The following is a 25485-nucleotide window of genomic DNA, read 5'->3' on the forward strand; positions in this document are numbered from 1 at the left end:
TTTTTTAGAATGCTGCTTTTATTGAAATAAATGGCACCAGTGGAAGGATCGATTTTGTTTTCGCTTGTAAATACTTGTCGCCATTTTCTTTTTTTTCGGTTACGAAATAAACAAAATAAGGGTTTTGATATGCATACACATTGTAGAACCCTCCGTTCCATGAGCAGCTGACATTTTTTACATTGAACGTGTGTTTTACCGATATGTCCATTCGATGGTTCAGGGGCATTCGGTAATTGTTTCTTTCTGTATAAACAGGTACAGGCTGTAAATCGCCATGACTAACGTCGACATTTTGATGAATGTATAAGCCGGTAGGCATTGTGATAATACTGCCGCTTTGAACATATTGTGACAGGGAAAATGACCATTGTGGTTTGAATTGCCACAATAGTGAAAAGTCTGCTTTGTGTCGAATATCGTAAGGCAGCGAATACTCTTTGCCACCATTAATGCCAGGAAAATGACAGGTTGATTTGCCGTAAGTATAATGCCCCTCCATCTGTAATGTTTTGCTGTTGTAAGTCAGGTTGAACTCTATGCCACGAGATGATCCCGACCCCTGAGTAGTTTTGAAGTCAAGCGAAGAGAAATAGTTCTTGTCTAAAAACTCAGTTTGATTTGCCAATAAAATATAGTAAACAGAAATGCTGCCTTTTATTTTTCTGCCAGATACACTGCTAAATGTTGTTGCAAAGTGCCAGGCATCTTCCGGTGGCGCGTTTTGTACACTCGGATACCAGATGTTTATAGGCAATTGTATGCCTGTGGGTACATAGAGGTGTGAAAACTGCAATTGTCTGCTAATACTTACGAGAACGCCTTGTTTGTATTTATTGTAAATGAGATTTAATGATGGTGCTATATTGTAGAATTCTTTGTTAGATGAATATCGATTGATATTTGTGCCCAGTTTCAACTGAAGATCATGGCTCAGCGAGATATTGCCGGAAATGTAGGTCCCAATATTGTTTGCCGGTTTATTTATTGAAATGCTATTTTCCATGCTGTCTGCATCAGCAAGGGTCAGCGAGCTCATTTTAAGTTTACTGGCTTTCATGTACACTCCATAATCCAGGTAAAAGCTTTTTGCGGCGGTCCAATGCATATCCACTGCCACTGTTGATTCTGTAATTCCATTTTTAAGCTGGCGGCCAAGGCTTTTATAGGATACTTTTGCCTGGTAATCAGATATTCCCGCATTTATTTTCATGTTCAGTTTATCGGTTAACCGATATTGCCAGTTTATGCCGATCGTACAATTTTTCCATATCGCATCAAGATAAAGTTGGGCGTTGTCCATGTTTAGCCGGTCACTGGAGTTGAAGGTGTTTATTTTAAACAAACCGGCTTTGCTGTCAAGAATAATTGTGTTGTTCCAATCATAGAAACCATACGATGGTAAGGGGGAATAGTCTCGTTTGTTTTTATTAAAGCTGTTGTAGGTGTTGGAAATAAGGTCAAAGTAGGAGCGTCGTATGTTGCTTATAATACCCAATTTGTTTTTTACCAACGGAACTTGCACACCCAGTTTGGAAGTAAGGATGCCTAGCTCTGCATTTGTATGAACACTGTCCGGGACGTTGTTTTCGGTTTCCAGTAAAAGATAGGAGGCCAGGTAGCCGTTATATTTTGGATGGATGTTGTCTTTCAGTAATTGAATATTTTCAAAAGCGTCTGCATTTACCGGCGGGTAGATGCCAAGCAGGTGATTGCCGCTGAAGGTATTAATGCCGTCAAGCAACATCGCTGTATTACCTGAGTTGAATCCTCTCACAAAAAGCCCGCTGTTTAATTCTGAGGTGTGAATAATGCCCGCTTGTTTTTGCAATGCCTCATAAATGTTTGTCTCCCCCAGCACACTTCCTTTTCGTACGATCTCTTCGTGGCTCAATTCAATATTGGCGGAAGGGGAGAGTGGTTTCCCGGAAAATATGGTAACTTCTTTGAGTGTGTTGTTTTTGGTATCCAGTAAAATTTGAAGACTGGTGTCTTTTAAGACTGTAAATGTAATTTCATAAGGAGCGCATGATACGTAAGTGACCTCAAGCCTGTATGTTTCTTGTGGTAAAGAGGAAAAAGAAAAGTAACCGGTGCTGTCTGTTACTTGTTGGTAGGTTTTCCTTCCATTCAGCTTTACTGAAGCATTTTGTAAGCTCTTTTGTTGATAATAAACATGCCCGGTAATATGTACCTGTGCCTGTAGGTTATAGCAGGCAAACAGTAATAGGAGAGGGAGGAGGCTTTTGCGTATTTGGATTTCCATTGGGTCAAAAAGTCAATAGGAAACTGCCGTAAACAAATGGTATTGTTTACGGCAGTTTGCGTTGTGTTCAACCAGTTATATTAGTTGGTTTTTTTGATATAGTTGGCAATCAGCTCAAAGCGGATGCTGCCTTCCTCGGAGGCGGCGTTGGCAACGATTGTTTGAGGGTAGCCGAACTCGTTGAAGTCCTTATATTCAATAGAGCCAAAAGCGATGCTGTTAGCATAGGTTATTCGTTTTGGCGCATTTACAAAATTGTAAGCACCTAAACCGGGGAACACTGACCCTATTGTATTGCCAAAGAAGTTTTTAAAGTTCGTGTATTCTAATGTAACATACAAATACAAACCAGCAGGACGAACGACTGCACCACCCCATGGATTTGATGGATTGCCCCATGGGTCGAACTGGTCATAACCGTAGGAGTACATTTCGCTCTGATAAGTATATATTTTTATCGGATTTCCATTGGCGTCATATTCAGCCTTCATCATTTCTGTAGTAGTAGCACCGTCTTGTTCCTTTACAGATGTCAGCTGGTTAGCTGCATTATATTCGTAATTCATCGTTTTGCCAGCTACACTATTAATATATTCTACGCACTGCGTTACTTTTTTTGCAGCATTATAGGTGAATGTCACATACCGCTGCTCGGCGGTATTGGATGCTTTACTGATCAATCCGTCTGAGTTGGTTTCAAACGCATATGTATCTGTTGAGACAAGATCACCCGCATTGCTTTCGCCTGTTTTGTGATATTCGTAGTTTGCCTGGTACCAGAAGCTACCAGCTACGGTAATGACACTGGTGCTTATATTATAGGCTATGGTTTCACTGTATTTCACATAGGAAGTGTAATTGGGTAAAGCGGTGGACGTTTTGTACATATTTGTGTACTTGGCGTAATAATAGTTGCCGCCGCTTTGACTGGTTAATATATACAATGTGTACAAGCCGTTTGTGCCTCCTTCAGTGTAAGAACTACCTTTGTTTGAGGTGAAAGTTACCGTCTGGCTAGAAGAATTTAAATAAGTATACGTATATGCTATTTCTCGCTTTGTTGCATATCTCTTCACCGTTGCACCACTCAATTTACCTGCGGTATAGCTTTTTGTGATCTCTGTGTTTTTCCTGATCTGACCATCAACAATTTCACTTGATTTTGCTGTGACAGCATCAAAGGTGGCAGGGTCATAGGTCATTTCCAGGTATGGGACTGCACCTGCATAAATCGAAGAAATTAACTGCTTGCCATTTGAATCTGAAAGCAACACTGCAGAAAGGCTGCCATCTGCACTGGTAATGATCTGGAAGGAAGATTCGTTTCCGTTGGTGAGTTTGATCTTTAAAACGCCTGTAGTTTGATCGTAAGTGATGGAAGTGATGCCTACTCCATCTTTACCAGTTGCTCCGGTGGCACCTGTCGCACCATTGTCTCCCTTATCTCCTTTAATTCCTGCTGGAATGGGAGTCGTTACTTTTTCTCCTGTGTTGTAGGTTAAGATCATGTTCGTGCCATCGAAAGCTATCATGGTAATTGTCTTGCCTTTTTCAAGCGCATCGAGTCTTTGTTGGAGTTCTGTGATCTCATTGCTGTTGTCGGAGTTCTTATCACAACCAAAAAGAATGCTGCTAAGGGCTAGGGATAGGACCAAAACTTTTCTAGTCATTATTGATATTTGAAGTTTTAAAAAAGGGCAATTGTATAATAGGGTTGAAATGCGTTATGTGGTCCATGTGATTTCGGAAACTATTTTCTTTAATGGTTTGCAGCTAACGTCATCTGCTCGCCTGGTCGTAAATTTTAATTTTTAACGACCAAAGTACAAAAGTTCAATAGAATTACAAATAGTGATAGGCGTTATTATTTAGATCATATTTTGTAAATCCCGGTTGGCGGTAGTCCTTCATCTCGCGGCTCGAATGTGCTACGTAGTTTGCATTATTTGAATGTTAGGAATTAGGCACAGGGACCAAATGTTTGTTGAAAGAATTCCTTTCTAAGCGATTAATAGTTAGCTGTTTAATGTTGTTAAATTGTCTTGAGGCGTAAAAGTGACCTGCGGCAAATGAAGGGGGGCAATTGATCAAAATCAATAACAGACTCCAAATAACATAAAAGGAAATAAATCTAACGTAAACGCCGTTCAATAGCTATACAGCACGCAAAGCGCTGTAATACCACTGTTATACATCTGCAGGTGTTTCTCGCCTCTCTTTCTCCTTAATCCCATCTCAATTCCACCTCTTTGCCTTCTCGGTAGTGGAAAAGCAAAAGAGCACTCATCGTGGCTCCAAACTGGGGTGTATTACTTACGAAATGATTTACCAAGAGGAGTGTGCTGTAGTAGGTACATAGTGGAGTTATAGTGGGAATATGGTACATGTATAGTGGGAACATAGGTAAAAGGGATGCAAAGAGGAGGCAAGTAGAAGGCATGTCGCTATTAGGTCGTTATAAAGTCGCCGTAAGATGGGCAGTAAAATGGGCGTTTCGGCAGCGTTTTTTAAAGCATCCCTTGCAGATATTTACAGTAGTAGTAATTATTTAGTCTGCTAAATTTTTCAATTATGGCCAAAACGATGGTTCAAACGAAAGGCGCAATTGTACTGCGCCTTTCGTGACCCCTGTTAAGACAATTTTCCGATAGATTTTTAGAGACTAAAAAGGCTTGCAAAGCATGCGGTTTGATCATCAGCGTGTTGCCGATCTTTTGTGTTGGTGATCGATTAAATTCATTTTATCGTCCCGTGATCCACTTGTCAATCGAGTAACGGCCTCCCCCTGCTATGAAGATGGCTATGCACATACCGAGCACTAATAAATGGTATTCAAAGCCCTCTTTGCCTGACGGAAGTTTGCCGAACCAGTTCATGAAAAATCCATTTCTGTAATGCCAGGTGGCTATCATGCCAACGAATAATCCAAAAATGCCAGCTGATGCAATTCTTGTAGCGGTGCCGGTTAGCAACATAAAAGTTCCCAAGCATTCAATTGTGATAGCGACAATTGCAGTGAATACAGACAAGCCAGCCTGTGTTGTCATAAAGCTCATTTCACCTGCTAATCCGGGGCCGTTAAACCATCCGAACATTTTTTGAGTTGTATGTGGGAAAAGAACAATGCCAAGAGTGATCCGCAAAATAAAACCTATCAAACTGTCGTCGGTTGCAATAATGGAATTGATAAGATCTTTGTACATCATCAATTGTAATTTTGAACAAAGATGAGGGCAGCGTTATGGATGATATTGTGAGGTTTGGTAAAAAATTGTTGTGACAAATATCACATGACTATTTCTCAGGTTGTGCGGCGTGGTTCCTTAGCCGGCTCAGGCTTTCCCGGGTTATCCCTAGATATGATGCAACGTGTTGCTGTGATAATCGGTTTTCAAGATGTCCATATAAGTTACGAAAATGCGCATATCTTTCAATGGCGGGTTTTTGTAAAACAAGTATACGACCCTGCCAGTTGGCAAAGGCATGCTGTAATACGATATGGAAATATCTTTCAAGGCGTGGAATTGTGATAAATAATTGTTCAAGGGTATCTTTTTCAATTTGAAGCACCTCGGTTGGTTCCAGCGCCTGAATGTTATAAATGGACGGAGAGCTGGTTAACCAGCTATACCTGTCGTTTATCCACCAATCTTCAAACCCAAAATGAATAACTTTTTCCCGCCCTTTGTCGTCAACTTCGTATTGTCGAACGCCTCCTTTAATGACAAAATAATCGTGACGGCAAATCGTTCCTTCCTGCAACAGATATTGGTATTTACGTAATTTCACTGATTTCAGGGTGGCGCAAAATGTGTGTAGGTCCTGCTCGTCAACCGACACATATCGGGCTATGTGATTTGATAAGAGTGGATACATAGTTTCAAAGGTATGACCATTCCTGCATTCTGATTGGAGCTCCGATCGAAAAGCGGAATTTTTGATAGCTTCGGGAGCTATTTTTACTAAAATATGAAATGGACAATAACAGATAAAGGTTCCAATCAAACTATTGAAAGAAATCTGGACATAAGATTCGACCCGCCGGATGAAATTGCATACGCCTTTTTTATCGGCACAAACGTGTATTATTTTCCTGCTTTACTAAATGATGCAGTGGTGGAGAGGCTATTTGGAACCGGAATGCTGGGTGTTATGTATTATCATGAATTAAGCTTTGATGACTTTGCCTCGGGTGAAATATTTAACGAGGATCAAGTAGGGTTAAGTCATCAGACCTGGGGTTTTACGGTAATGAATAAGCAGCTTTTTTTTGAAATATTATATGAGTATGCCGATAAACATTTAACTGCATATCGATATAATATGCATTTGCAGAATGGCTATAGCCAATGGTTGACAAGGGAATTAAAATCACTGCGGGATTCAGGATACAGCTTGTTTAATCCCAATTGGGCGTTGGCTACGCAGGAAGGGCTGGCAAGGTTAAAAGCTAAAATGGATGATAAAACGGGTACATAAAGGAGTTATTTGCCATGCGATGGCGCGCTACATACTAATTGAACATAAAAAAATAAGACAGCCTCTAACAGAAAGACTGCCTTATGGAATTAAATAGTGCTCCGTAATCTACAGTAATTAAGTGGGTTATAAGATTATAACTCGATTACAAATATAGAATATTTTAAACATGCGAGCGTTAAGTGCTTACACTGTTAATTCGGTTCTAATGCTTTTCTAATGCTTATGTGGTATGAAATGGTGTAATGTTTGTGGATACAAAATTATGGATCACACTTACCAGCAACAAGATTTGCAAACGTTAATTGACTTGCTGGCAGAGGAAACGGAAAAATATACCAAGGCTTTTGTTGTTGGCAGTTTAAAAGAAAGTGCACAACATAGGGCTATCATCAATGCACTTGTTGAGGAAATCAACATTCGAAAACGTGAAGTAACACATCGTAATGTGGGCCAGGGTGGTTTAAAAATGAGTGATAATTTTCCTTGCTGCTAATTACATCCGTTTCCGATGCCGTCTGCAAACACGGGCTCAGATTAGGTTAAAAAGTCAAACGAAGTAGGGGCGAAAGCCCAAATAGTACGCGAAATACTAGTTACTCCAATTAAAGCGATTCTGATCCGCTTTTACGCGTCAATTATATTTGTATTTTTTACCTGGGGCGAATTTTCCGCAGCCTGGATTTTAAGTTCTTCTTTTTCCTTAATTGAAAGAGCATCGTCCAGTAATCTTATCTGCTCTCTTATTTCCTCAAGATCGCTTAAGGGTGAATTAAACTGTAAGGCCAATATGAATTTACGCCTCTCGTCAAGGATCATATTTCTCAATTCAATAGCAGAAAGACCAGCAAACCGCAATTCCATACCACGACTTTTTAAATAAAAAGCAATACTTATGCCTCGTTGTTAGTGTTTGTACTATCGTTTATACGGAAAAATACATAAGATAAATACATTATATTTTGGTATAGAATTTGCATCTTTTGGAGGTTTTGCAATCAATAAGTCCAAAACAATTCAATAATCCATACCTATAAAACTATGTGGACAATCATTCAATCAGGTGAAAAAGTAGCCTTGGGCGATACAGTTAGGTTCATCCCATCTGGTAATAGCTCCCCCTTCAAAGAAAAGATATTCCAGGTATTTAAAACGGAACAGCATTATTTTGAGATTGTAGTGAAACAGGAAAACGATGGTTTCATGGATAATCCTGTAAGAAGAATAGTTAGGTATATAGACATCGGTTATCATATCGGCATGGAAGTATGGATGGAGTCTTCACAGGCTACAATAATTAACTTGTATGAAGATGTAAGTAAGCAGGATTTTGAACATTCTTATATAAGTGCATCATACTAAGGTAGAAATCTCAGTCGCAAAAATTACCCGTAAGTATACTTTCGTATAATTACGTTGGTGTATCCTGTATGGTACTCTATTAAAAAGTGTATGCTCATTAACTTGTAAATTATACATAATGTGTATATTTTTGAGCTATTCATTATTTTTAATCCAGTATCATGTGGGAACCGTTAATTTCCCCTCAAATACTTAATCAGGGGAATAAAATTAGATTTATTGATCGTCACGCTGTTGATGATATCCAATCTTCGTTTATTGTTGTAAGAACAGATGCTCATTATTTTGAAATTCTTCCTGTGGTCCGCGATTTTGAAGCACTTCCTGGTGATTTTAGAAAAAAGGTGGTCAGGTTTTTTGATATAGGATACGGCATACAGATCGAAGTTTGGACAGAGTGAGCTATAATAATTAATAGAGGTTAAATTTTGTCTAGCCCTTATTCGCTTTATTTCTTGAAGGGGCGCAGCAGGATTTCGTTTCTATTTGTTTTTCTGCATACACAGTAATACTCCTAATGCCAGTTCCGGATGAACTATAGTTATGCAGGAATGTTACGCACAAAATATTATTCTCTATCAATAAAGATCACCTCACCATTCTCTGTCAACTTTGAATAAATTGGTGCTTTACATAAGGGTGGGGGTGTCGGTTTATTAAGAAAAACGGCCCCGTTTTGTTTGGCCCAACGAACCACTGCCATCAATTTTACAAAATTATTTAAGCGGTGGTAATCATAAAATACTCTTGTCAATGCAGGCAATACCTTGCAAAATTCCGGGCGTTCCTGAGAGATATTTTGTCTTTTTTTATCTGTGGTTATGGCATTAAAGATCACAAAGCCATCTCCCATCTGCTTATTAATTCTTTGGACCTGCAGAAAATTTTTATCAAAGCTGATCTGCAACGAATCATCCGAAAACTTCCATCCAATTGAGTCAGTCCCGCGAAGCCATTGTTTGCATGCTTTTATTTCCTCTTCAGTTGCACCTTTTTGCTGCATTTTTTGAATCAAAGCGGGTCCTATTCTGGGTAAAATATCACAACGATACAAGCTTCTTCCCAGTTGCAGATTAGCAATGACAGGATACAATACAGCCTTATTGCAATACGAGATATAATTCATCATACTAACTGTTTCCTTTGGATATTTCGCTTTGAAAATTCGGTTGCTTTTTATGTAATTCTCATATAAAATAGAATCATGCTGAAACTCACTATAAGTTGCTCTATATTTAGTGATTTCTTCCTTTCGTTGAATTTCCAGTATTTGTCCCAACTCAAGCATTTTTTCATATGACGATCCATATTCTTTTATTTTTTTTTGCAAATCATCCATCTGCCGGTCTATTTCTTCAATATTTTTGGCTGTTTTATTTAATTTATTTACCCTGGCTTTATAGCCAATTATAAATTTTTCCCAATCAGAAAGAAGATTATAATAGGCTAATTCAGTGGATGTTAATCTAAAGCTTTTTATCAGAGAATCGTATACCCTGTCTTCTGAATATACTTTAGGATAATCAGCTCCTATTAAACCGATTCCATCTCCTTTATTTAACGGTAGATTTTTATTGTCAACATAAATGATGTTGTATGCTGCATATATATCCTCCCATAAAATACCTGGTAATCGTTTAACAATGTTATCGGCGAACCAAAATTCAAGGTGCCCAGAATAATTTATCCCGTTGGCATCCTGTTCATGTATCCACACAATCTGTTTTAGTTTCCCGATATTTTTTGCCTGTGAAATTTTATTCCCTAAAATAACGCCTCCAAATCCCCTATCGTATCTACGCATTGTCTTGAATTTTTTGGACTCTGGAGTGGGATAATTCTCATGCAAAAAGTGGTCGTATTCATACCTGAGTTTTTCACGTTGAGGTTCTGAATGTAAAGTCGCTCCCGGTTTTTCTACAATGAAATCGGGCATATCAAGTATTTTTACTATCTCCTGATCCATATTGGCAGTAAGATAATTTTCCCGCAGGTCGGTTAATATTTTAACCAGCCGCTCTTTTTTTTCGGGAGGAATAGATGCCAGTTCGATACCTCTTATTAAAGCGTCGAAATCTGTAGCACTTTCACGCAGTAATTTGACAACTACCTCATCAGGCAAATCAAAATAATATTTTAAGATCCCGTGTGTGCCACCTAATGCTTTGGCATCCGTGTATTTGGTAATAGTAATAATAGATTTTGAAATGTCGGTTGACACGGTAGCAGGCAGGTGTATAGTGGCCGGTGAAGCAAACATTGGCATCTCATCCGGTAATCTCAAGAACTCAGTGGCCGAAGCATCTGCAGAAACAGATTCAAATTCCCTGCCCAAGCGCTTAAACAAAAAGGCAATGAGTTTTTGCCCGTTGCCCGGACCGGCTTGTTCTGCAACCCAAAAAGCTGTTTCCAGTTTTCTATATGCTGAAAATTTATCCCAATGTTGTTTCAAAAATTCAGGAATTTCAAAATTTGCTTCACGCAATAACATTGTTGTATTGTCTGCTTTGCGGCCACTCGTGACCTTTGAGATGCTTGTTAATGCATCAATTATTTCCCGGGGTTGCGCATATAGTGATAATGGCCATAATAAAATTACCAGCAATACAATTGTTGCAATGCGCTGCAAAAACATTTTCATAAAAAGTTTGTTTAAGAGTGATTTTTTAACTGCATCAACAATTTTCGTCTTGCCTCTTTTGCTTTGGCACTAAACTGGTCATCTGGAACTATCAGCAATATCGCAGCAACCATTCTTGGTCCCTGCAATCCTGCGTATAGAAAAACATCCTGCCAAAAATCAAATGCGGCAACCTTTTCGGGAGCAAGAATTTTATACAATGGAATGATGAAATTAGTATCGGGACTTGCCTCAAGCCTGAATGCATTGGCTTCCGACACAACCAGTTTCGATTCATTCTCCCCAATAAAAGCACTATAAGTTTCGATCAATACTCTTGGGATCATATGAAAGGGCACTAGCGGCCCCGCGGGAAAGGACAACAATATATGTTGTTTCTCGATTTGATAATCAGGCACTATCGGTTCTACCGATTTAAAGTGGACCAAACATTCAATCAGTTTATTAGCCAGATTTGTGACACTTCCCGAATTTTTCAGATCAATGCCTTGAAGCAATCGCAAACCGTAGGGAAGGTCATCAATTATGCCATTTAAAAAAACAGGAATGATGCAGTGACTATTTGGATCTGTTCGCCATAGTGCAATAGCCGTTTGTACTTCTTCTCTCACAAAATGCGACTGCCGAATGTTACCCGAAATCAGCACAATGGTAATGAGCGATCGTTTCTGCGCATCTGGTATGGCCAGATCCCATGAGGCACCAGGCAATATAGATTTTTGATCTAAAAATACTTTATAGTTAACACCATGAAGTACTTCGTAAATCTCAAGGGCTGTTTGTTTGTCAACGTGAGAGTGGGCTATAAAAAAATCCCACAATGGATGATTACTAATAGGTTCCATGATTAATGTGAATATTACAAGTTGGTTTCTTTTTGCAAAATAAAAAAAGGTGTTTTACCCGTTTTTTATGTGCAGATTATTCAATATATATGTAAAGATTTAGTTTTCCACAAGGAGGAGCAGCGAGTTGTTTGACGTATATATAGCTGATAGCTAAAGTCTATAATTCAGATAAAGTAGATAAAGAGGTTCGGATTGCCGGGCTTCTAACGATCAAAAACAACAGGGGAAGGTGTTTGCAGAATTGCATAAGGTGAGTATCATGCAAATACAATGATGTGAGAAATATTTAATAGGAAATTTAGTAACTAAAAATAGGAGAGGGATCTCAAAGGGATCGCATCGTTTAATTGTCAAGCCTGTTGTCTCTGCCATAAAGGTTTGCAGTTCCTTTTTGGGTTGTCGCAAGTTGGCTTAATTCTCTTTGGAAGTTGTCAATTGCATTTGGTTCAACAATAATTTCAAGTTTCAATTTGTTCTTTTCCTGGTGCCTGAATTCTGTCGCTACAGTATCTTCTAAATTTATTTCAACTCCAATGTGTCCAGCATTGTCAATGCAATAAAAATTCATAGAAAAGTAAGCATACCCATTTTTATTACCTGCGTCGTGAAACAATTTATTATTGTCTTTGGGAAAACCAATGAGTGTTTGAGCGAAACTAAATAATGATTCTGTAGTATCATAAACTTCTGTTGTTCCAAAGTAGCGACCATTTGATGCTGTCACTTTTAATTCGAACATATCTTCGTCTTTCCAGACTATTTGTAATTCTAAAAATGATTTCAGGCAGTCTTTGTTCATATAGTTGTAAAAATAGCCAGGGTGATCAGGGTTGTCCTATTCTGTTCTTTTCAGTCATTATTAGGGTATATGTTAACTTTTAAAATCAGAAAAAATGACAAAGAGAATTAATGTAGTTGAAAAGGCTATGCCGGCAATGCTATCAATGTCTGGCATGGGCAAATACCTGGCGAAGTCGCAGGTAGAGCGGTCGCTTTTGGAATTAATTTATTATCGGGTATAGCAGATTAATGGATGCGCCTATTGCCTGGACATGCACACTAAAGACCTGCGTGAAATGGGTGAAACGGAGCAACGATTGTACGTTCTGCCAGCCTGCCTGAGAAAACGATTGAATGACTGGTTGTGCAAAACTTAAAAAGAACGTAAAAACACTGGTTGTTAGTAGGGCAAGGAACTTGGTCATATAGGTCTTTGGGTTACTTGGTTAGCCCAAAAATAACCTTTTCTTTTAGTAGGGTCAAAATTTACGAGGCGGATTCATGTATATCCTGGAATGGAATATCGAACCCATGTCGATAAAGGCTTTATTCTAATGCAATTCAGGTATTGCCGATGTAAATTAAGCTGTCAGTAAGTAAATATCGGGTACTACTGATGTACGTCGCTTTTGGTAAATATTGTTGAAGATCGGGTGAGAATTAACGTCACTGCCCAAATATTTTAATTAAGAATAACGCCTGTTTCAGATTTAATTCCCTTCTCCTTTTTGTATTCGAAAAACCGTTTTAACTTCAGAAAATTCAACTCAAATAAATAATAGCTTGCTGATGCTACCATATAAGTAAACGCGACTGAAATAATAAAATTTAGTGCCAGGTTCATTTTGGGAAAAGCACTCCAGGTTGCATCATTACAAAGAGGGTGATATAAATATAAACCATAACTTATTTTCCCCGAAAACAACATTGGCTTACTGCGCAGGATCCTTTTAATCCAACTTGTTTCTTGTAATGAAATTATATATCCTATCATACACAAATAGGTAAACACAAGTAATTTGTATTTAACTAGCTGAATAATGGTATTGCCCATATCGGTAAATATTACCAAAAGAGCAATTGTCGGAATACCAAGGATCACTGAGATTAGTAAAAATTTATTTGCATTCTTGTTAATTAGTTTATTCTTTATTTCAAGAACAGCTAATATGGCACCCATGGACAATTCGTCTATTCTGGCAAACGTAAAATAATAAGCTACATAGTCACGCTCAATCATAACATACCTTACCACAAAAGCCATTACAATTATAAATACAATAGCACTTACAATCTTTCTAATGCTAAGTATATAGATCAAAAGCGGCCAGAACAAATAAAAATGTTCTTCTACAGAAAGAGACCAGAGATGACTGGGACCAGCATGTGGCCATCTAAACGTTAATGCAAAATTTTGCAGGTAGGTCCAGCTATATGCTTGTAGATTGAATGGCGGAAAAGGCTTTCCGGAAAATAACGGAATTACAATGAAAGTTAACGTAAGGAATAAATAATAAAGTGGAAATATTCGCAATGATCTCCTGGCATAAAAGCTGGTGAAATAATTAGGAGAATCTTTTGTTGCAATAAGAATACGCGTTATTAAAAAACCGGATAATACAAAGAATAATGAAACCCCTGTTCTGCCAAGATTTGCAATCTTGAGCAAAAGCGACGGCAAATTCGATTCTAAGAAAAAGAAGAAGTGAAAGAATATGACCATGATGGCTGCTATAGCTCTAACGCCATCTAATTCTTTGTGATACTTTAAATTCATATAAAATAGGGGGCTGAACTGGTATAATAAAATTAATACAAATAATAGTGAAACAAGGGCTTTATGGTAATGACACTCATTAGTAGTTTTAAATAATGAAGATCCGTAGCACAATTGCCTTAAATTCGCATCTTCTAATCTGTACTGCTGACACTATTAGTCCGGAAATATCCCAACGAAATTATTGCTCCTTAAATAAGGCTCATTATGCAGATTGATGACTAAAATCATTCTGTTAGGTTTCTATATATGCCTAATTTTAATTGTTTGTAAAACATCATAGCTTTAAAATCAAGCAAGTTATCAAAGGAAAGAAGTCTTTTAAATATAAAAAGATATTAGTGCAATGAAACAGACAATTGTAAACGACTTTTATGATCTAATGATTAGCAGAAAAATGTTTTCCAACAAAAAAAATCTTCAATTTAAACTCGACTCCCTTTTCAAAAATGTTAATCTGACAAACAAGAATGTGTTGGATGTGGGCGGAGGCAGTGGGCTACTGTCGTTTTATGCAGCAGTTAAAGGAGCCAAAAAGGTCGTATGCCTTGAACCTGAGTTCGCTGGATCTACAAATGGAATAATAAAAAAATTTTATGACCTGCAAAAAGAGTTACCGGCATCGCTACCTGTTGAATTGAACACGCATACATTACAGGATTATTTTCAGGAGGCAGGCAGCGAAATGTATGATGTAGTGATAATGCATAATTCAATTAACCATCTCGACGAAGAGGCCGGCATCAATTTGCTGAAAAGTGATGCTTGTTACAAGACCTATTTAGCCATCTTTAAGAATGTATTCAGCATAATTAAAAAAGGGGGTGTTTTGATTGTGACCGATTGTTCCTGTAAAAATTTTTTTAACGATATAGGTGTTAAAAATATACTGGCACCCTCTATAGAATGGCATAAACATCAAAAGCCTCGCACCTGGATAAAATTGCTTAAAGCGGTCGAATTTAGAAATTCAAAAGTAAAGTGGCTTACTCCAAACCGGTTGGGAAAGATCGGTATATTTATATTAGGCAATCCCTTCATGGCATATATGACGGCAAGTTATTTTAAAGTGACGGTTATTAAATAGATAAAAATATGGAGAACCCAAACTTTAGTGATCTATGAAAATTCTTTCGTCTCTCACTAATGACGAAAACGCTTACTTGCATTAAAGTGCTTTTCGATCAACCATCAAAACTGCAAACCAATAAAACCCATAACCATCAACGGCAATAGCTGATATCGTTCAACAACGGTTTCGGTAGGTAATATGGAAGAATAAGTATAATGTTTTTGGTTGAGCAAATTTTTACACCTTGCGCCCCATTGAAAACGGTTATTCTTTGAATGAATATTTAATTCAGCCGAAGTAAGTAAAAAACTCGAAGCTCGTTGGCCGGACGGATTTACATTATTTGCATCGATTCTTGTATTAAACAAAACAGCAGGCGAAATTTTCCAGGTTATATCCATATTCCATTTGAGTATGCTATTTTTCAATTGTTCTTGTGTAGAGGAATTATTCTTTTGCCAGGAAAATGCATAATCAACGCCACCTTTGATATTGAATGGGGCAAAATTAAAGGCCATTTCGCAACTTGTTTTTAATTGATTGAATCTATTTTTCCGTTTTTCGTAATTTAACATGCTGTTGGTGATCCCTGTCGAAAAGCTAAGCTGCGGTGATATTTTAATTTTCATATCGAAAAGATACTTATCGGCCCGTGAAAAAAAACTGGTGGTAGTAGTAGTGGTACTGGAAGGTATTTTGTAAGCCAATGTATAGTAGGGATCGGGTAATTGGTTGTATAAATACAGGTCAGGCAATTTTTGATACACAATGCCTGAAAAAAATAATAATTTTTGGCCTATAAGGTCAATAAACGAATATATTAAATTGCCGGTATAAGCAGTGCTAGATCCAATGGCTGCGCTCCCTTTCGAAACCCTTGTTAATCCATTTATAGTAAAGCCATCTGAAATGTCCTGGATGGAGGAAGCTATATTTCTGGCGGAGAATGAGAAATTCAATTTATTGAACTTATTTAGTTGCATATTGGCTGATAAAGCAGGTAGAAAATACATCCGGTGAAATCTGTCGTTATTCTTACCATTATACTTATTTCCCTTTTCATTTATGAGATACAATACACTGCCCTCAGCAACTAAGGTTAACAGCCGATTTATAGTAAAAACATCCCGTACCTTTAGATTTATATTAGTTTGATCGTATAAAATATTATTAACAGAATCGGAGCGAACCAGGTCGACCTGGCCAACCGCGTTTTGTAAATTGATATTATTATCAAACTTCGCCTGCTGCTTATTGAATCCAGCTTCTATACTTACAGCATGTTTTTTGTATTTCAGCAAATAGGCCAGGGTTCCGCGCCAATATGAATCATCATGTTTTTCGTTTTGTGAAATGGCCGTAGCATTGCTCCCTTTTTTGAAAAAGCCGTCGAAATTAGATGGAAATTGAGAATAAGCATAAGGAGCATGAAGGGAATGGTATTCGAAATTGGCCCTTATTGCTGAATTATTGAGATTTATATGGTTATAAGATAGTTTCAATCCGAACTGGCTACCGAACCCGTTGAGCGTATCCTGGAATTCTTTGAACAACAGCGTACTGTTGTTTTCATGAAGTGCATCCTCATACTGGTTGTTCAGTAATAATACCAACTGGTTATTCTTTCCATCCCTGTAATTAATACTGATCTTATTGTTAAGCAAATTGTTGTGTTTTAGTATCTGCTGTGACTGTGTAATCGTCAATGGTTGTGGAACCGTCAAGATGTTCCTAACAGTAAGACCGGATTGAACAAATTGGTTATCGACAAAATTGGAATTGGTCTTTATGGTAAACCTATTGCCTATTTTAAAAAAGCCGTTAAACCCGGTCTGGAGGGATCTGTTGGACGCAATCATCAAATCATTTTGATAATTACTTTTGATATCGGAAATGCGGGCAACAGGTGAAAAGCCAAGTAAAGACAGATCTAAAAAGTCATCTGAGTTTTTAAATAAATTGTCGTTTGCAGGTTGCTGAATATTTGCGGGGAGATGCCCGGTTGTATTATAGTTACCAGTAGTTATGAATTTTGCCTTGCTTAATAAAGAAATAATTTGACCATTTAGGTAATAGTTTTTTAAAGGGTATCCTCCATTCGCCTCTATATTGCCGAATGTTTTTGATAAAAAATTCTTTTTATATTTTATGTTCAGTACCTGACTTTTAGCATTGTATATGGAAGCGGTAATATTTTCAGGATCAATGTAATTATTAATTACCTGAAATTTATCAATGCCATTTATGCCCAGTGTTTTTGTTAACTGTTCATACTGTTTACCGGTCAGATCGTCACCTTCTATTAAGATCCTATCGATTGCCTGCCCATTGAATAAAATCCTTCCATTTTCAGTCACTGTAAAACCAGGCATATTAGATAACAAAGAAGCAATAGAACGCTCATTGCCCTGTTTAAATGCTTCTGCCCGAAATGATATCGTGTCTCCTTTTACCTGTATAGCTGGCTCACTTTTTATTATCACTCCCGGGAGTGCATGATCCAGGGGTGACAAAATAATGGGAAGGTTGAGAGATCCATTTGATAAATTCTCCAAAACGAGCTGTTTAACTTCAAAGCCGATAGCGCTTACCTCTATGATGCCTTTCGTATCTTTGTTATTATTGATGGTTAGCTCATAAAACCCGTTTGCACTAGTGATACAATAAAAATTGGCAGTACCGGAAACTGTAGTTTTAAACTTTACGGTAGCAAAAGCCACAGAATCTTTTTTTTCGCTGAGCACAAATCCACTTATTTTCAATTGACCCTGCAATTGAACAAAGAATAAGCATCCTAATATGGTAAAATATATTTTAATAGGCAGCTTTGAAATTTATGGTGGCAAGGTATGCTATTGGTTGCCAGATTTTGTACCGTTCTTTTTTATAGATTCGGCCAGTTTGTAAGCGTCAGCATTTTGTTTTTCTCTGATGGCCTGCAATTCCTGTTTTGAGATAAAAGGAAACGCTGTACAAGGCGCCATTACTATTTTTTGATTGTTGGCCGGCCATTCAAGATCGATCAAAGACACTGTTACTTTATTCATTTCGTTGGTTACTTTCATCAGTAAACCGGGCAAGCCTCTGAATTGTAATGGCGCAGTAGAAACAGGAATGGCGGTTGAAAACCAGGCAGTATAGGCTATGCCATTTAATTTACCAATAGCCTTCTGACAAGTTTGTCCAAGGATTGTGGTGGTATCACTGCTCAACTCCCATGTTACCCATTTAATGGTATCTCTGATACAGTATTGTTTATTCTCATTGTCGAAACTTGAATAAACTACTACGTTGTCGCCAAGCTGTCCATACCAGAATTGCTCTGGCATCGATTTAAGCCCTTCATTGAACTTTTCAATAATTCTTACATCTTTTAAAGAATCTTCAATGCTAGAGTAGGTTTTATTTTTAAACTGGGGTAGCTGCCTTGCGTCCCTTATTTTTCTGTATTGGTACGTGTATTCCTGTGTTGAAAACCAGCAATCTATTATTGGATGATTAGAACCGGACGCTACTTCGTAGGTAGCTTTTCCTATTTGTTTCGTTTGTTGTGCTTGCACTTTTAGAACACAGCAAAGCAAAATAGTGATAGATGATATTTTTAACATACTTTATTATTTTAAAAAGTGTTGTTGGTTTTAAAGTCTGGATGTTTATTTGTTAAGCACACTCATAGTCACAAAGACCGGGAGGTACGATAGTTACTCCACGTACAATGCCGGTTTCGCACTCAAATTCAATTGAAATTATCCCCGTGTATTGAATTTCTCCATCGCAACATTGCGTTGAAAAAAGTCTATCTGCAAAACAGGTACTACGTGGTTTTTCAATTTGCTTTACTTCTGTTTTCGGAGATTCCGGAAGCTTAGGATTGTCTGATACTTCTTTACTAAACGCCAATGTGGATCCACCGATTACAAATGCAAGTAGAAGGGCTATTCTTTTCATAAATTAAGTTTAATAGTTAAGCCTTAAAACCAACAACAACTTTAAGTTAGAAAGAAAACTGATCACTCTTTGTTGCATAAAAACATTTATTTTAAATTAATGCTTGTGTTCGTGTGTCAAATGTTTTGTGAAGAGTTGTAAATGAAATGAATAACCGATAAATGACAAAGATTCGGATGTGAAATGAAGAATATGTTACGTATTTGGGTATGCGTTCTTTTCGCATATGTCAGTTTAGTAACGACATTTTACTGGTAAAAGACTTTACAGGCAGGACGAACAAGAAAAGATTATTGGATACGTTGATAAGCTATGTTTATTGCCAACAGTAGTTTAAGCCAAAGAGCCGCCTTTGAACATGGCAGCTCTTTGTGTATATAAATGGATTGGCAGTAGCGGCTTTGTTATTTGATTAAACTCTGTAAGGTGGTCTCCAATTCTTCTCCTCTAATATTTTTGGCAACAATTTTTCCTTCCCTGTCGAGTAAAAAATTCTGGGGAATCGCCTTTACGTCGTATAATTTGGCTACCTCGTTGTCCCAGAATTTAAGGTCAGATACGTGGGTCCATTGCAACTGGTCATCGTGAATAGCTTTCAGCCATTTTTCTTTTTGGCCCGGACGGTCAAGAGAAACTCCCAATACAGTGAAGTCCTTTTCTTTGTATTTATTAAACGCGGCTACTACATTGGGGTTTTCGGCCCTGCAAGGACCACACCAACTGGCCCAAAAGTCGATCAATACATATTTGCCTTTGAAGGATGCCAGGCTTACTGGCCGTTCGAGGGTATCGTTTTGAATAAAGGCGAGTGCTGGTTGTCCAATTTGCAATTGCCGGGCTATGACAATTCTTTTGGAGAAAGCAATGCCTGCAGGAAGTTTTTTTATTTCAGGTCCTAAAAGATCGTATACAGGTTGGGCTTTATCAGGATCGATTGAATAACCGGTATATTCAGCAAGCGCATATAAGGCTACAGGCGACCGCTTTCCATTCTGTCGAATAAAATCCTTATATACTTGTTCATCAACCACCTCTTGTAAGGAGTCGATCTGTTTGCGTATTGTATTTCCGGCTACTTGATCCTTTTCTTTTCGGGCCTTACGATATTGATTGAACAAACCCTCAAAGAGGGGGGCATATGCTGCCACTTTTTCTTTCAGAATAAGGTAATCCTGGTGTGTTGAGGAGCCTGTTACTTTGGTGTTGGCCAGCGAGTCTTTTACGACAGCTGTTATTTTTCCTGGCTCAATGTATAAACTATAGCTGTCGCGTTGATAATGATTACGCTGCCTGTTATTATCTGGAGCTGTAGATTCTACACGAAGTTGAGCTAAAATAGGTTCATCGATAGTGGTTTTAAATGTAATAACTTTTTCCTTACCGATTGTCACACTATCGGTATATCTGAACTTGCTGGTTGTGTTGTAATAAGTAAAGAATAGTTTGTCAGCCTCATTGGCTAACCCGGATAAGTCTACAGTAAGAGACAGATTTTTATTATGCTGGGCGTTGGTAATAAGGAAAAGGCCTGCCAGCAATAAAGTGATGGCTGTTGCTTTCATAAATGATGGTGTTCGATCTGTGGAAGTAAAAATAATGGTCATTACTAATCTACGAATAAATATTAGTCTATTGTAGAAATAGACTAATATTTATTTAGATGGCATGTATTTATTAGTTATATAGGTTCGGGTTGTTTTGCTCTTCTGCCTGTGGTATTGCAAAAATATAATTAGGACTATTGGCCACAAAAGGGGTGCCGTCGGCAAATTTCAAGGCCGTATGATATTTGGCTGGCACTTGTTTTAAAACACCGTCTGGAGTGGTGATCGTAACCAGCCGGTCATTACCGCCCGCATCTACATATGGTTTACGTATTACTGGTAGTTGATTGCGGATGATGTCGGCCAGGGCAAAGCCTTCTCCCCACAACTCTTTCCGGCGTTCAACAAGAATTGCGTCAATCAGTTGTGCTGAGGTAGCACCCACTGGATTGAAAAGGCTGGCGCCCCGCGCTGTGCGTAAGGTGTTGAGGGCAGCAACTCCTTCCGTAATCTTATTTTCACGCGCATATCCTTCTGCTTTGATCAGATATGCCTCAGCACTTCTCATTAAAACCAAATCGCCGGTTTGATCGTCGCGGAACCTAAACTTTTTGTATTGCAGGTATCCTTCACGGCCAGGGTTGTTGTCCCAGGAAAAAAGGGATTTGCGGATATCGCCATTTTCGAAAAGCTCCCCAAAAAACGGATCTGCCATGAAGCTATAATAATAAGAAGAGGATGACGATACGTCGAGAAAATGGAAGCTGTAACTGCCATCGCTCTGACTGGGTATTTCCGGATGTCCCCAGATCCATTCTGAATTATTTATATCATTGAATCCTTTGCTATAGTCGGCTGGTGACATTAGGGGATAGTTTTTCAATGCCTCATTGGCCGCGTCGGCAGCAGCAAGCCATCTTCCTGTGTTTAAATAGGCTCGTGCCAGCAATCCGTTCACCACATCTTTGTTGATTTTGTATTTGGCGGTACGTTGATGTCCTTCGAGCAACCCTTTTGCTTCCTGTAAATCTGAAATGATCAGCAAATAGATGTCTTTCAGCGTTGCTTTGGGATTGCCGCGGGTTGTGTCGGTAGTAGGTGTGGTATAGATGGGTGCTGTTTTAGCCAGCGAGTCCTTTAAATACGAAAATTGGAAAAATGATGCAATGGTGAGATAGGTATGTGCCCGCAGGGCGAGTGCCTGGCCTTTCAGCACCTTTTTGTCGGTAGCATCGCCAGTCACCCTATCTATATTGGCAATGATAATATTGTTATTGTTTATGATCTTATACAACTGGTTCCAGATAGCGTTGTTACGGCTTTGCGTTTTGTCAACTATTTGTGTGAACCGGTAATTGGGCGCATAACTGTATTTGGTAGTGATCAACGCTACGTCATCCCCCATAGCTTCGCTTACCAATGCTATGGTCTTGAAACCAGGATTGCCATAAATATTGGCATAAAAGTCATCCATCATGGATCTCCAGGTTCCTTCAGACAAAGCAGTTAAGTTGCCAACAGTTTTCAATACGATCTCTTCAGCAACTGCATTAGATGGAGCGGTGTTTAATTGTTTGTTGCAGGCTGTCAAACTGGCGAAAAGCCCTGCAATGAATATATAAGAGCTAAAAGCTTTCATGTAATAATGTTTTAATATGATTATAAACCTATTTGTAAACCCACAGATATGGTCTTTATTTGAGGGTATTGATAATAGGTAGTTCCATCTACAGATTGTTCCGGGTCCATGCCCTGGTGGCCATAAAAGGTCAGCAGGTTTTCGGCCAGGCCATAAACTTTTGCCGATTTGAATCCAATCCTGTTTAACAGGGTTGCCGGAAGGTTATAACCCAGTGATATTTGTTTAAGCCGTGCATAGGTGGCATCATACAGAAAACGCGTTGAGGTGGAAGTCCAGCTGAGGTCGTCTGTCGTTAAACGGGGGACATTGGTGTTTGTATTGTCGGGTGTCCACCGGGTCAACAATTCGGTTGACCAGTTGCGACCCGGCGATACAGCGCCGGACAGCAGGGAAATGTAATCTGCATCCAACACTTTACCACCGATGCTATAAGCCAGTATGAATGATAATTCGAGCTGCTTATAATTAAGCGAGCTGGTAATGCCACCGGTAACATCGGGTAGGGCGGTACCCGCATAGTATTGTGTTCCCTGTGCGTAGGTAGTAGTGGTTTCCTTTTTGCCATCAGTTGTGGTGCGGTACCACAATGGATTGCCTGTTGCAGGATCAACGCCTGCCCACTCACGCAGAAAGAAATCATATACAGACGTGCCCACCATTAATTTTTTGGTACCACTGACTATTTCTTTTTGTGGCAATGAAGTGATCTTGTTTTTATTGTGGCCTATATTAATTCCTACTGTCCATTTCCAGTCGCGGGTGCTTACAGGAATTCCGTTCAATTCCAATTCGACGCCGGTATTGCGCAATTCGCCAATATTGGCGCTCACAGAGCTGAAACCGGTGGAACCGGCAAGTGGTTTGGCATATAGCAGGTCTTTGCTGATTCGTCTGTAATAATTAAATGTTCCATAAATACGATTTTTTAATATGCCGAAGTCAATACCAGCATTGAAATTAAGGTTGCTTTCCCACTTCAGACCGGGTGTTGGTAATCTCGAAGGTACCACACCACCATTACCCAGGTTGTTTTCGATACTATAGAGAGCGAGGTAAGCATAATAGCCACCATTGGATGAGGAGAGATTGTCGTTGCCGGAAGCGCCATAGCTTGTTTTTATTGTCAATGCGCTCAGCCAGGGGGCCTGTTTCAGAAATGCTTCTTCCGAAATGCGCCAGGAAGCGCCTGTTGACCAAAACGTACCCCAGCGTGAGTCGGGTGAAAAACGCGAAGAACCATCCCGGCGAATCGAAGCGGTAAAGAAATATTTTCCCAGGTAATTATATTGCCCCTGTCCGAAAAAGCTTAGCTTGGTATAGTTGTCGGAAGAACCGGAAAAATCCATTAACTGAGAGGCCGCCACCGGTTCATACAGATCAGGCAAGGCAAAATTCTGGCGACTACCACTCAGTCCGCTGGAACTCAGATAATAGTATTCATGACCTGCCAGCAGGTTGATATGGTGTCCCTGTTCAATGTCTGTTTCATACGTGGCAATGTTGTTCCAGGTATAAGCAAGAAATCTGGTGCTGGTTTTGGAAACGGTGCCTCCAATAGCTGCATCTTCACCAACAAGTGGATTGGTATAATACAACGTATTGGTGTTGGTATAATCCAGGTTAAAACTAGTTTTAACTTTCAATGCCCTTGTGATAGCTGCTTCTAGAAATGCGCGCGTAGAAACATTCTCATTGGTGTATCTTGATTTGTTAAGAGGTAATGAACCAATAAGATTGTATCGTGCCAATGCAGCGTTAGGTCGGTATGCGCCGTAGTCGAATTGTTTTTGGCCATTGATATCGAGCTTGTAGGTGCCGTCGGCATTACGTTGGTAAATAGGGTAGAAGCTGGGAATAGTACGGCCGAAAAGTACCACATTGGTTTGTTTTGAATCAGAAGAAGTAGGGTAGTCTTGTGACGTGCTGGCGCCGCTTAGGTTAAGACCCACCTTTAACCAGGATTTCGCCTGCAGGCTAAGGTTACTTCTGAAATTATATCGTTTGAAACCGGAGGCCAAATAAGCGCCTTCATTATTTGTGTAGCCACCGCTAATGTAGTAGGTCGATTTTTCGCCACCGCCTGAGATGCTGAGTTGTCCCTGTGTATACCTGGCGTCCTGGAGCATGCCTTCTTCCCAATCATCATTCCACAACGGTTTGGCGCCGGTCACTATTTTACCATCCCGGCCAACGGGTTCAGCATAATCAGGGCCATATGGATTTATTCCGAGGCCTGATACCAGGCTGCTACTGGCTGTGGCGGCTGCCTGAGTGGCTGTTTGTCCATTCGAAAGCGCTTTGTTCCGAAGAGCCTCCCAGTATAATTCGTAGTACTGATCTGTGCCGAGCTTGTCATAATCTTTTACGGCGCGGCTGCTCCAGCCATGATTTATTGTGGCGTTGATGGACGCATCGTTGCCCTTCTTTCCTTGTTTGGTAGTGATAATAATAACGCCATTGGCCGCCCTTGATCCGTATAGGTTGGCAGCTGTTGCATCCTTCAGGATATTGATGGCGGCAATATCAGCAGGGTCCAATGCATTAATGTCACCTTCATAAGGGGCCCCATCAACTACGAATAGCGGGGCGCTTGAAGCATTGATACTTCCCACGCCGCGAATGCGAATGGTGGAACTATTACCGGGTTGTCCGTTGGCAGATGTTGTTTGTATACCAGGGGCCAACCCTTGCAGGGCATTTGTGATATTAGGCGTGAGCCGGTTGTTAACCTTGTCAGAAGATATAGTGGTTACAGCACCAGGGTAACCTGATCGTTTAACTGTCGTATACGCAACGGCCACCACTTCGTCAAGCGATGCCGTTGAGTATGGTAAAAGAATAGTAATGTCTGTTTGATCTGCTTTTACTTCCACTTCCAAAGTTTCTCTGCCTACATAAGAAATGGTGAGCAACGATTTCTCATGGGTTAATTGAAGTTCAAAACGTCCTTCACTATTAGTTGTAGCGGGGCGTCCTGACTTGCTTTCGATTATAGTAACGCCATCCAGTGGTTGTTTGTTTTCCGCGGCCAGTACCACACCGCGCAGTTGTTTGGTTTGAGCAAAGATCCCGCTGCTGACGAGAAGGATCAGTGCCAGTAAGCCATGTTTTTGTAGCATACGCATA

General features: G+C 39.3%; 22 protein-coding genes. 7 read left to right on the forward strand and 15 right to left on the reverse strand.

The genetic code is table 11. From position 1 onward, the window contains the following. Positions 1 to 4: 4 nt before the first annotated feature. The 4 genes from J7I42_RS22350 to J7I42_RS22365 form a co-directional block, all read right to left on the reverse strand. Entirely contained in the window at positions 5 to 2266 is a 2262-nt protein-coding gene (locus J7I42_RS22350; protein ID WP_209141102.1) for a TonB-dependent receptor, read from the reverse strand. An 80-nt stretch (positions 2267 to 2346) separates the two neighbouring features. Beyond that, positions 2347 to 3936 (reverse strand): RHS repeat domain-containing protein, encoded by a 1590-nt coding sequence (locus tag J7I42_RS22355; RefSeq protein WP_209141103.1) that lies wholly within the window; start codon positions 3934 to 3936, stop codon positions 2347 to 2349. Between the two features lie 1071 nt (positions 3937 to 5007). Next, positions 5008 to 5472, reverse strand: coding sequence for a DoxX family protein (locus J7I42_RS22360; RefSeq protein WP_209141104.1), 465 nt, complete (start codon positions 5470 to 5472; stop codon positions 5008 to 5010). Positions 5473 to 5560: 88 nt separating this feature from the next. After that, entirely contained in the window at positions 5561 to 6142 is a 582-nt protein-coding gene (locus J7I42_RS22365) for a Crp/Fnr family transcriptional regulator (protein ID WP_209141105.1), read from the reverse strand. Between the two features lie 93 nt (positions 6143 to 6235). Here J7I42_RS22365 and J7I42_RS22370 point away from each other — a divergent pair, with 93 nt between their 5' ends. Together J7I42_RS22370 and J7I42_RS22375 are read left to right on the forward strand one after the other, a co-directional pair. Further along, on the forward strand, positions 6236 to 6745 hold the full coding sequence (locus J7I42_RS22370) for a hypothetical protein (protein ID WP_209141106.1): 510 nt from the start codon (positions 6236 to 6238) through the stop codon (positions 6743 to 6745). Between the two features lie 265 nt (positions 6746 to 7010). Then, positions 7011 to 7241: a hypothetical protein gene (locus tag J7I42_RS22375; RefSeq protein ID WP_209141107.1), complete on the forward strand. Its 231-nt coding sequence runs from the start codon at positions 7011 to 7013 to the stop codon at positions 7239 to 7241. 131 nt (positions 7242 to 7372) lie between these two features. On the opposite strand, the gene J7I42_RS22380 is transcribed toward J7I42_RS22375, so the two are convergent. Next, positions 7373 to 7609 carry a hypothetical protein gene (locus J7I42_RS22380; protein WP_209141108.1) on the reverse strand — a complete coding sequence of 79 codons (237 nt, stop codon included), beginning with the start codon at positions 7607 to 7609 and terminating at the stop codon, positions 7373 to 7375. Positions 7610 to 7786: 177 nt separating this feature from the next. Here J7I42_RS22380 and J7I42_RS22385 point away from each other — a divergent pair, with 177 nt between their 5' ends. Continuing rightward, positions 7787 to 8107, forward strand: coding sequence for a hypothetical protein (locus J7I42_RS22385; RefSeq protein ID WP_209141109.1), 321 nt, complete (start codon positions 7787 to 7789; stop codon positions 8105 to 8107). A 161-nt stretch (positions 8108 to 8268) separates the two neighbouring features. After that, positions 8269 to 8508 (forward strand): hypothetical protein, encoded by a 240-nt coding sequence (locus J7I42_RS22390; RefSeq protein WP_209141110.1) that lies wholly within the window; start codon positions 8269 to 8271, stop codon positions 8506 to 8508. 167 nt (positions 8509 to 8675) lie between these two features. On the opposite strand, the gene J7I42_RS22395 is transcribed toward J7I42_RS22390, so the two are convergent. The 3 genes from J7I42_RS22395 to J7I42_RS22405 form a co-directional block, all read right to left on the reverse strand. After that, the gene (locus tag J7I42_RS22395; protein WP_209141111.1) at positions 8676 to 10748 is read right to left on the reverse strand and encodes a hypothetical protein; all 2073 of its coding nucleotides are present in this window, start codon (positions 10746 to 10748) and stop codon (positions 8676 to 8678) included. Positions 10749 to 10759: 11 nt separating this feature from the next. Then, entirely contained in the window at positions 10760 to 11593 is an 834-nt protein-coding gene (locus J7I42_RS22400; protein ID WP_209141112.1) for a toll/interleukin-1 receptor domain-containing protein, read from the reverse strand. Between the two features lie 346 nt (positions 11594 to 11939). Further along, positions 11940 to 12395 (reverse strand): hypothetical protein, encoded by a 456-nt coding sequence (locus J7I42_RS22405; protein ID WP_209141113.1) that lies wholly within the window; start codon positions 12393 to 12395, stop codon positions 11940 to 11942. A 94-nt stretch (positions 12396 to 12489) separates the two neighbouring features. Here J7I42_RS22405 and J7I42_RS35450 point away from each other — a divergent pair, with 94 nt between their 5' ends. Both J7I42_RS35450 and J7I42_RS35200 read left to right on the forward strand, forming a co-directional pair. Next, on the forward strand, positions 12490 to 12618 hold the full coding sequence (locus J7I42_RS35450) for a hypothetical protein (protein ID WP_262898149.1): 129 nt from the start codon (positions 12490 to 12492) through the stop codon (positions 12616 to 12618). 3 nt (positions 12619 to 12621) lie between these two features. Next, positions 12622 to 12753, forward strand: coding sequence for a carboxymuconolactone decarboxylase family protein (locus J7I42_RS35200; protein ID WP_317196258.1), 132 nt, complete (start codon positions 12622 to 12624; stop codon positions 12751 to 12753). Positions 12754 to 13058: 305 nt separating this feature from the next. Here the strand turns inward: J7I42_RS35200 and J7I42_RS22415 are convergent, their stop codons facing one another. Then, a complete protein-coding gene (locus J7I42_RS22415; RefSeq protein ID WP_209141114.1) occupies positions 13059 to 14153 on the reverse strand; it encodes an acyltransferase family protein in 1095 nt (364 codons plus the stop codon). A gap of 346 nt (positions 14154 to 14499) precedes the next feature. On the opposite strand from J7I42_RS22415, the gene J7I42_RS22420 reads away from it, so the two are divergent. Next, positions 14500 to 15240, forward strand: a complete 741-nt coding sequence (locus J7I42_RS22420) for a class I SAM-dependent methyltransferase (protein ID WP_209141115.1) — start codon at positions 14500 to 14502, stop codon at positions 15238 to 15240. 104 nt (positions 15241 to 15344) lie between these two features. Here J7I42_RS22420 and J7I42_RS22425 read toward each other — a convergent pair whose 3' ends face one another. The 6 genes from J7I42_RS22425 to J7I42_RS22450 all read right to left on the reverse strand — a co-directional run bounded on the left by J7I42_RS22425 (position 15345) and on the right by J7I42_RS22450 (position 25478). Next, the gene (locus tag J7I42_RS22425; RefSeq protein ID WP_209141116.1) at positions 15345 to 17945 is read right to left on the reverse strand and encodes a TonB-dependent receptor; all 2601 of its coding nucleotides are present in this window, start codon (positions 17943 to 17945) and stop codon (positions 15345 to 15347) included. A gap of 132 nt (positions 17946 to 18077) precedes the next feature. Continuing rightward, positions 18078 to 18833 carry a GLPGLI family protein gene (locus tag J7I42_RS22430; RefSeq protein WP_209141117.1) on the reverse strand — a complete coding sequence of 252 codons (756 nt, stop codon included), beginning with the start codon at positions 18831 to 18833 and terminating at the stop codon, positions 18078 to 18080. 52 nt (positions 18834 to 18885) lie between these two features. Continuing rightward, on the reverse strand, positions 18886 to 19173 hold the full coding sequence (locus J7I42_RS22435; protein ID WP_209141118.1) for a hypothetical protein: 288 nt from the start codon (positions 19171 to 19173) through the stop codon (positions 18886 to 18888). A gap of 404 nt (positions 19174 to 19577) precedes the next feature. Then, positions 19578 to 20735, reverse strand: coding sequence for a TlpA disulfide reductase family protein (locus J7I42_RS22440; RefSeq protein WP_209141119.1), 1158 nt, complete (start codon positions 20733 to 20735; stop codon positions 19578 to 19580). A gap of 112 nt (positions 20736 to 20847) precedes the next feature. After that, complete coding sequence (locus J7I42_RS22445; protein ID WP_209141120.1) at positions 20848 to 22356, reverse strand: RagB/SusD family nutrient uptake outer membrane protein; 1509 nt, start codon at positions 22354 to 22356, stop codon at positions 20848 to 20850. A 20-nt stretch (positions 22357 to 22376) separates the two neighbouring features. After that, entirely contained in the window at positions 22377 to 25478 is a 3102-nt protein-coding gene (locus J7I42_RS22450; RefSeq protein WP_209141121.1) for a SusC/RagA family TonB-linked outer membrane protein, read from the reverse strand. Positions 25479 to 25485: the final 7 nt, after the last annotated feature.

The sequence above is a fragment of the Niastella soli genome (assembly GCF_017742245.1).
GTDB classification, from domain to species: Bacteria; Bacteroidota; Bacteroidia; order Chitinophagales; family Chitinophagaceae; genus Niastella; species Niastella soli.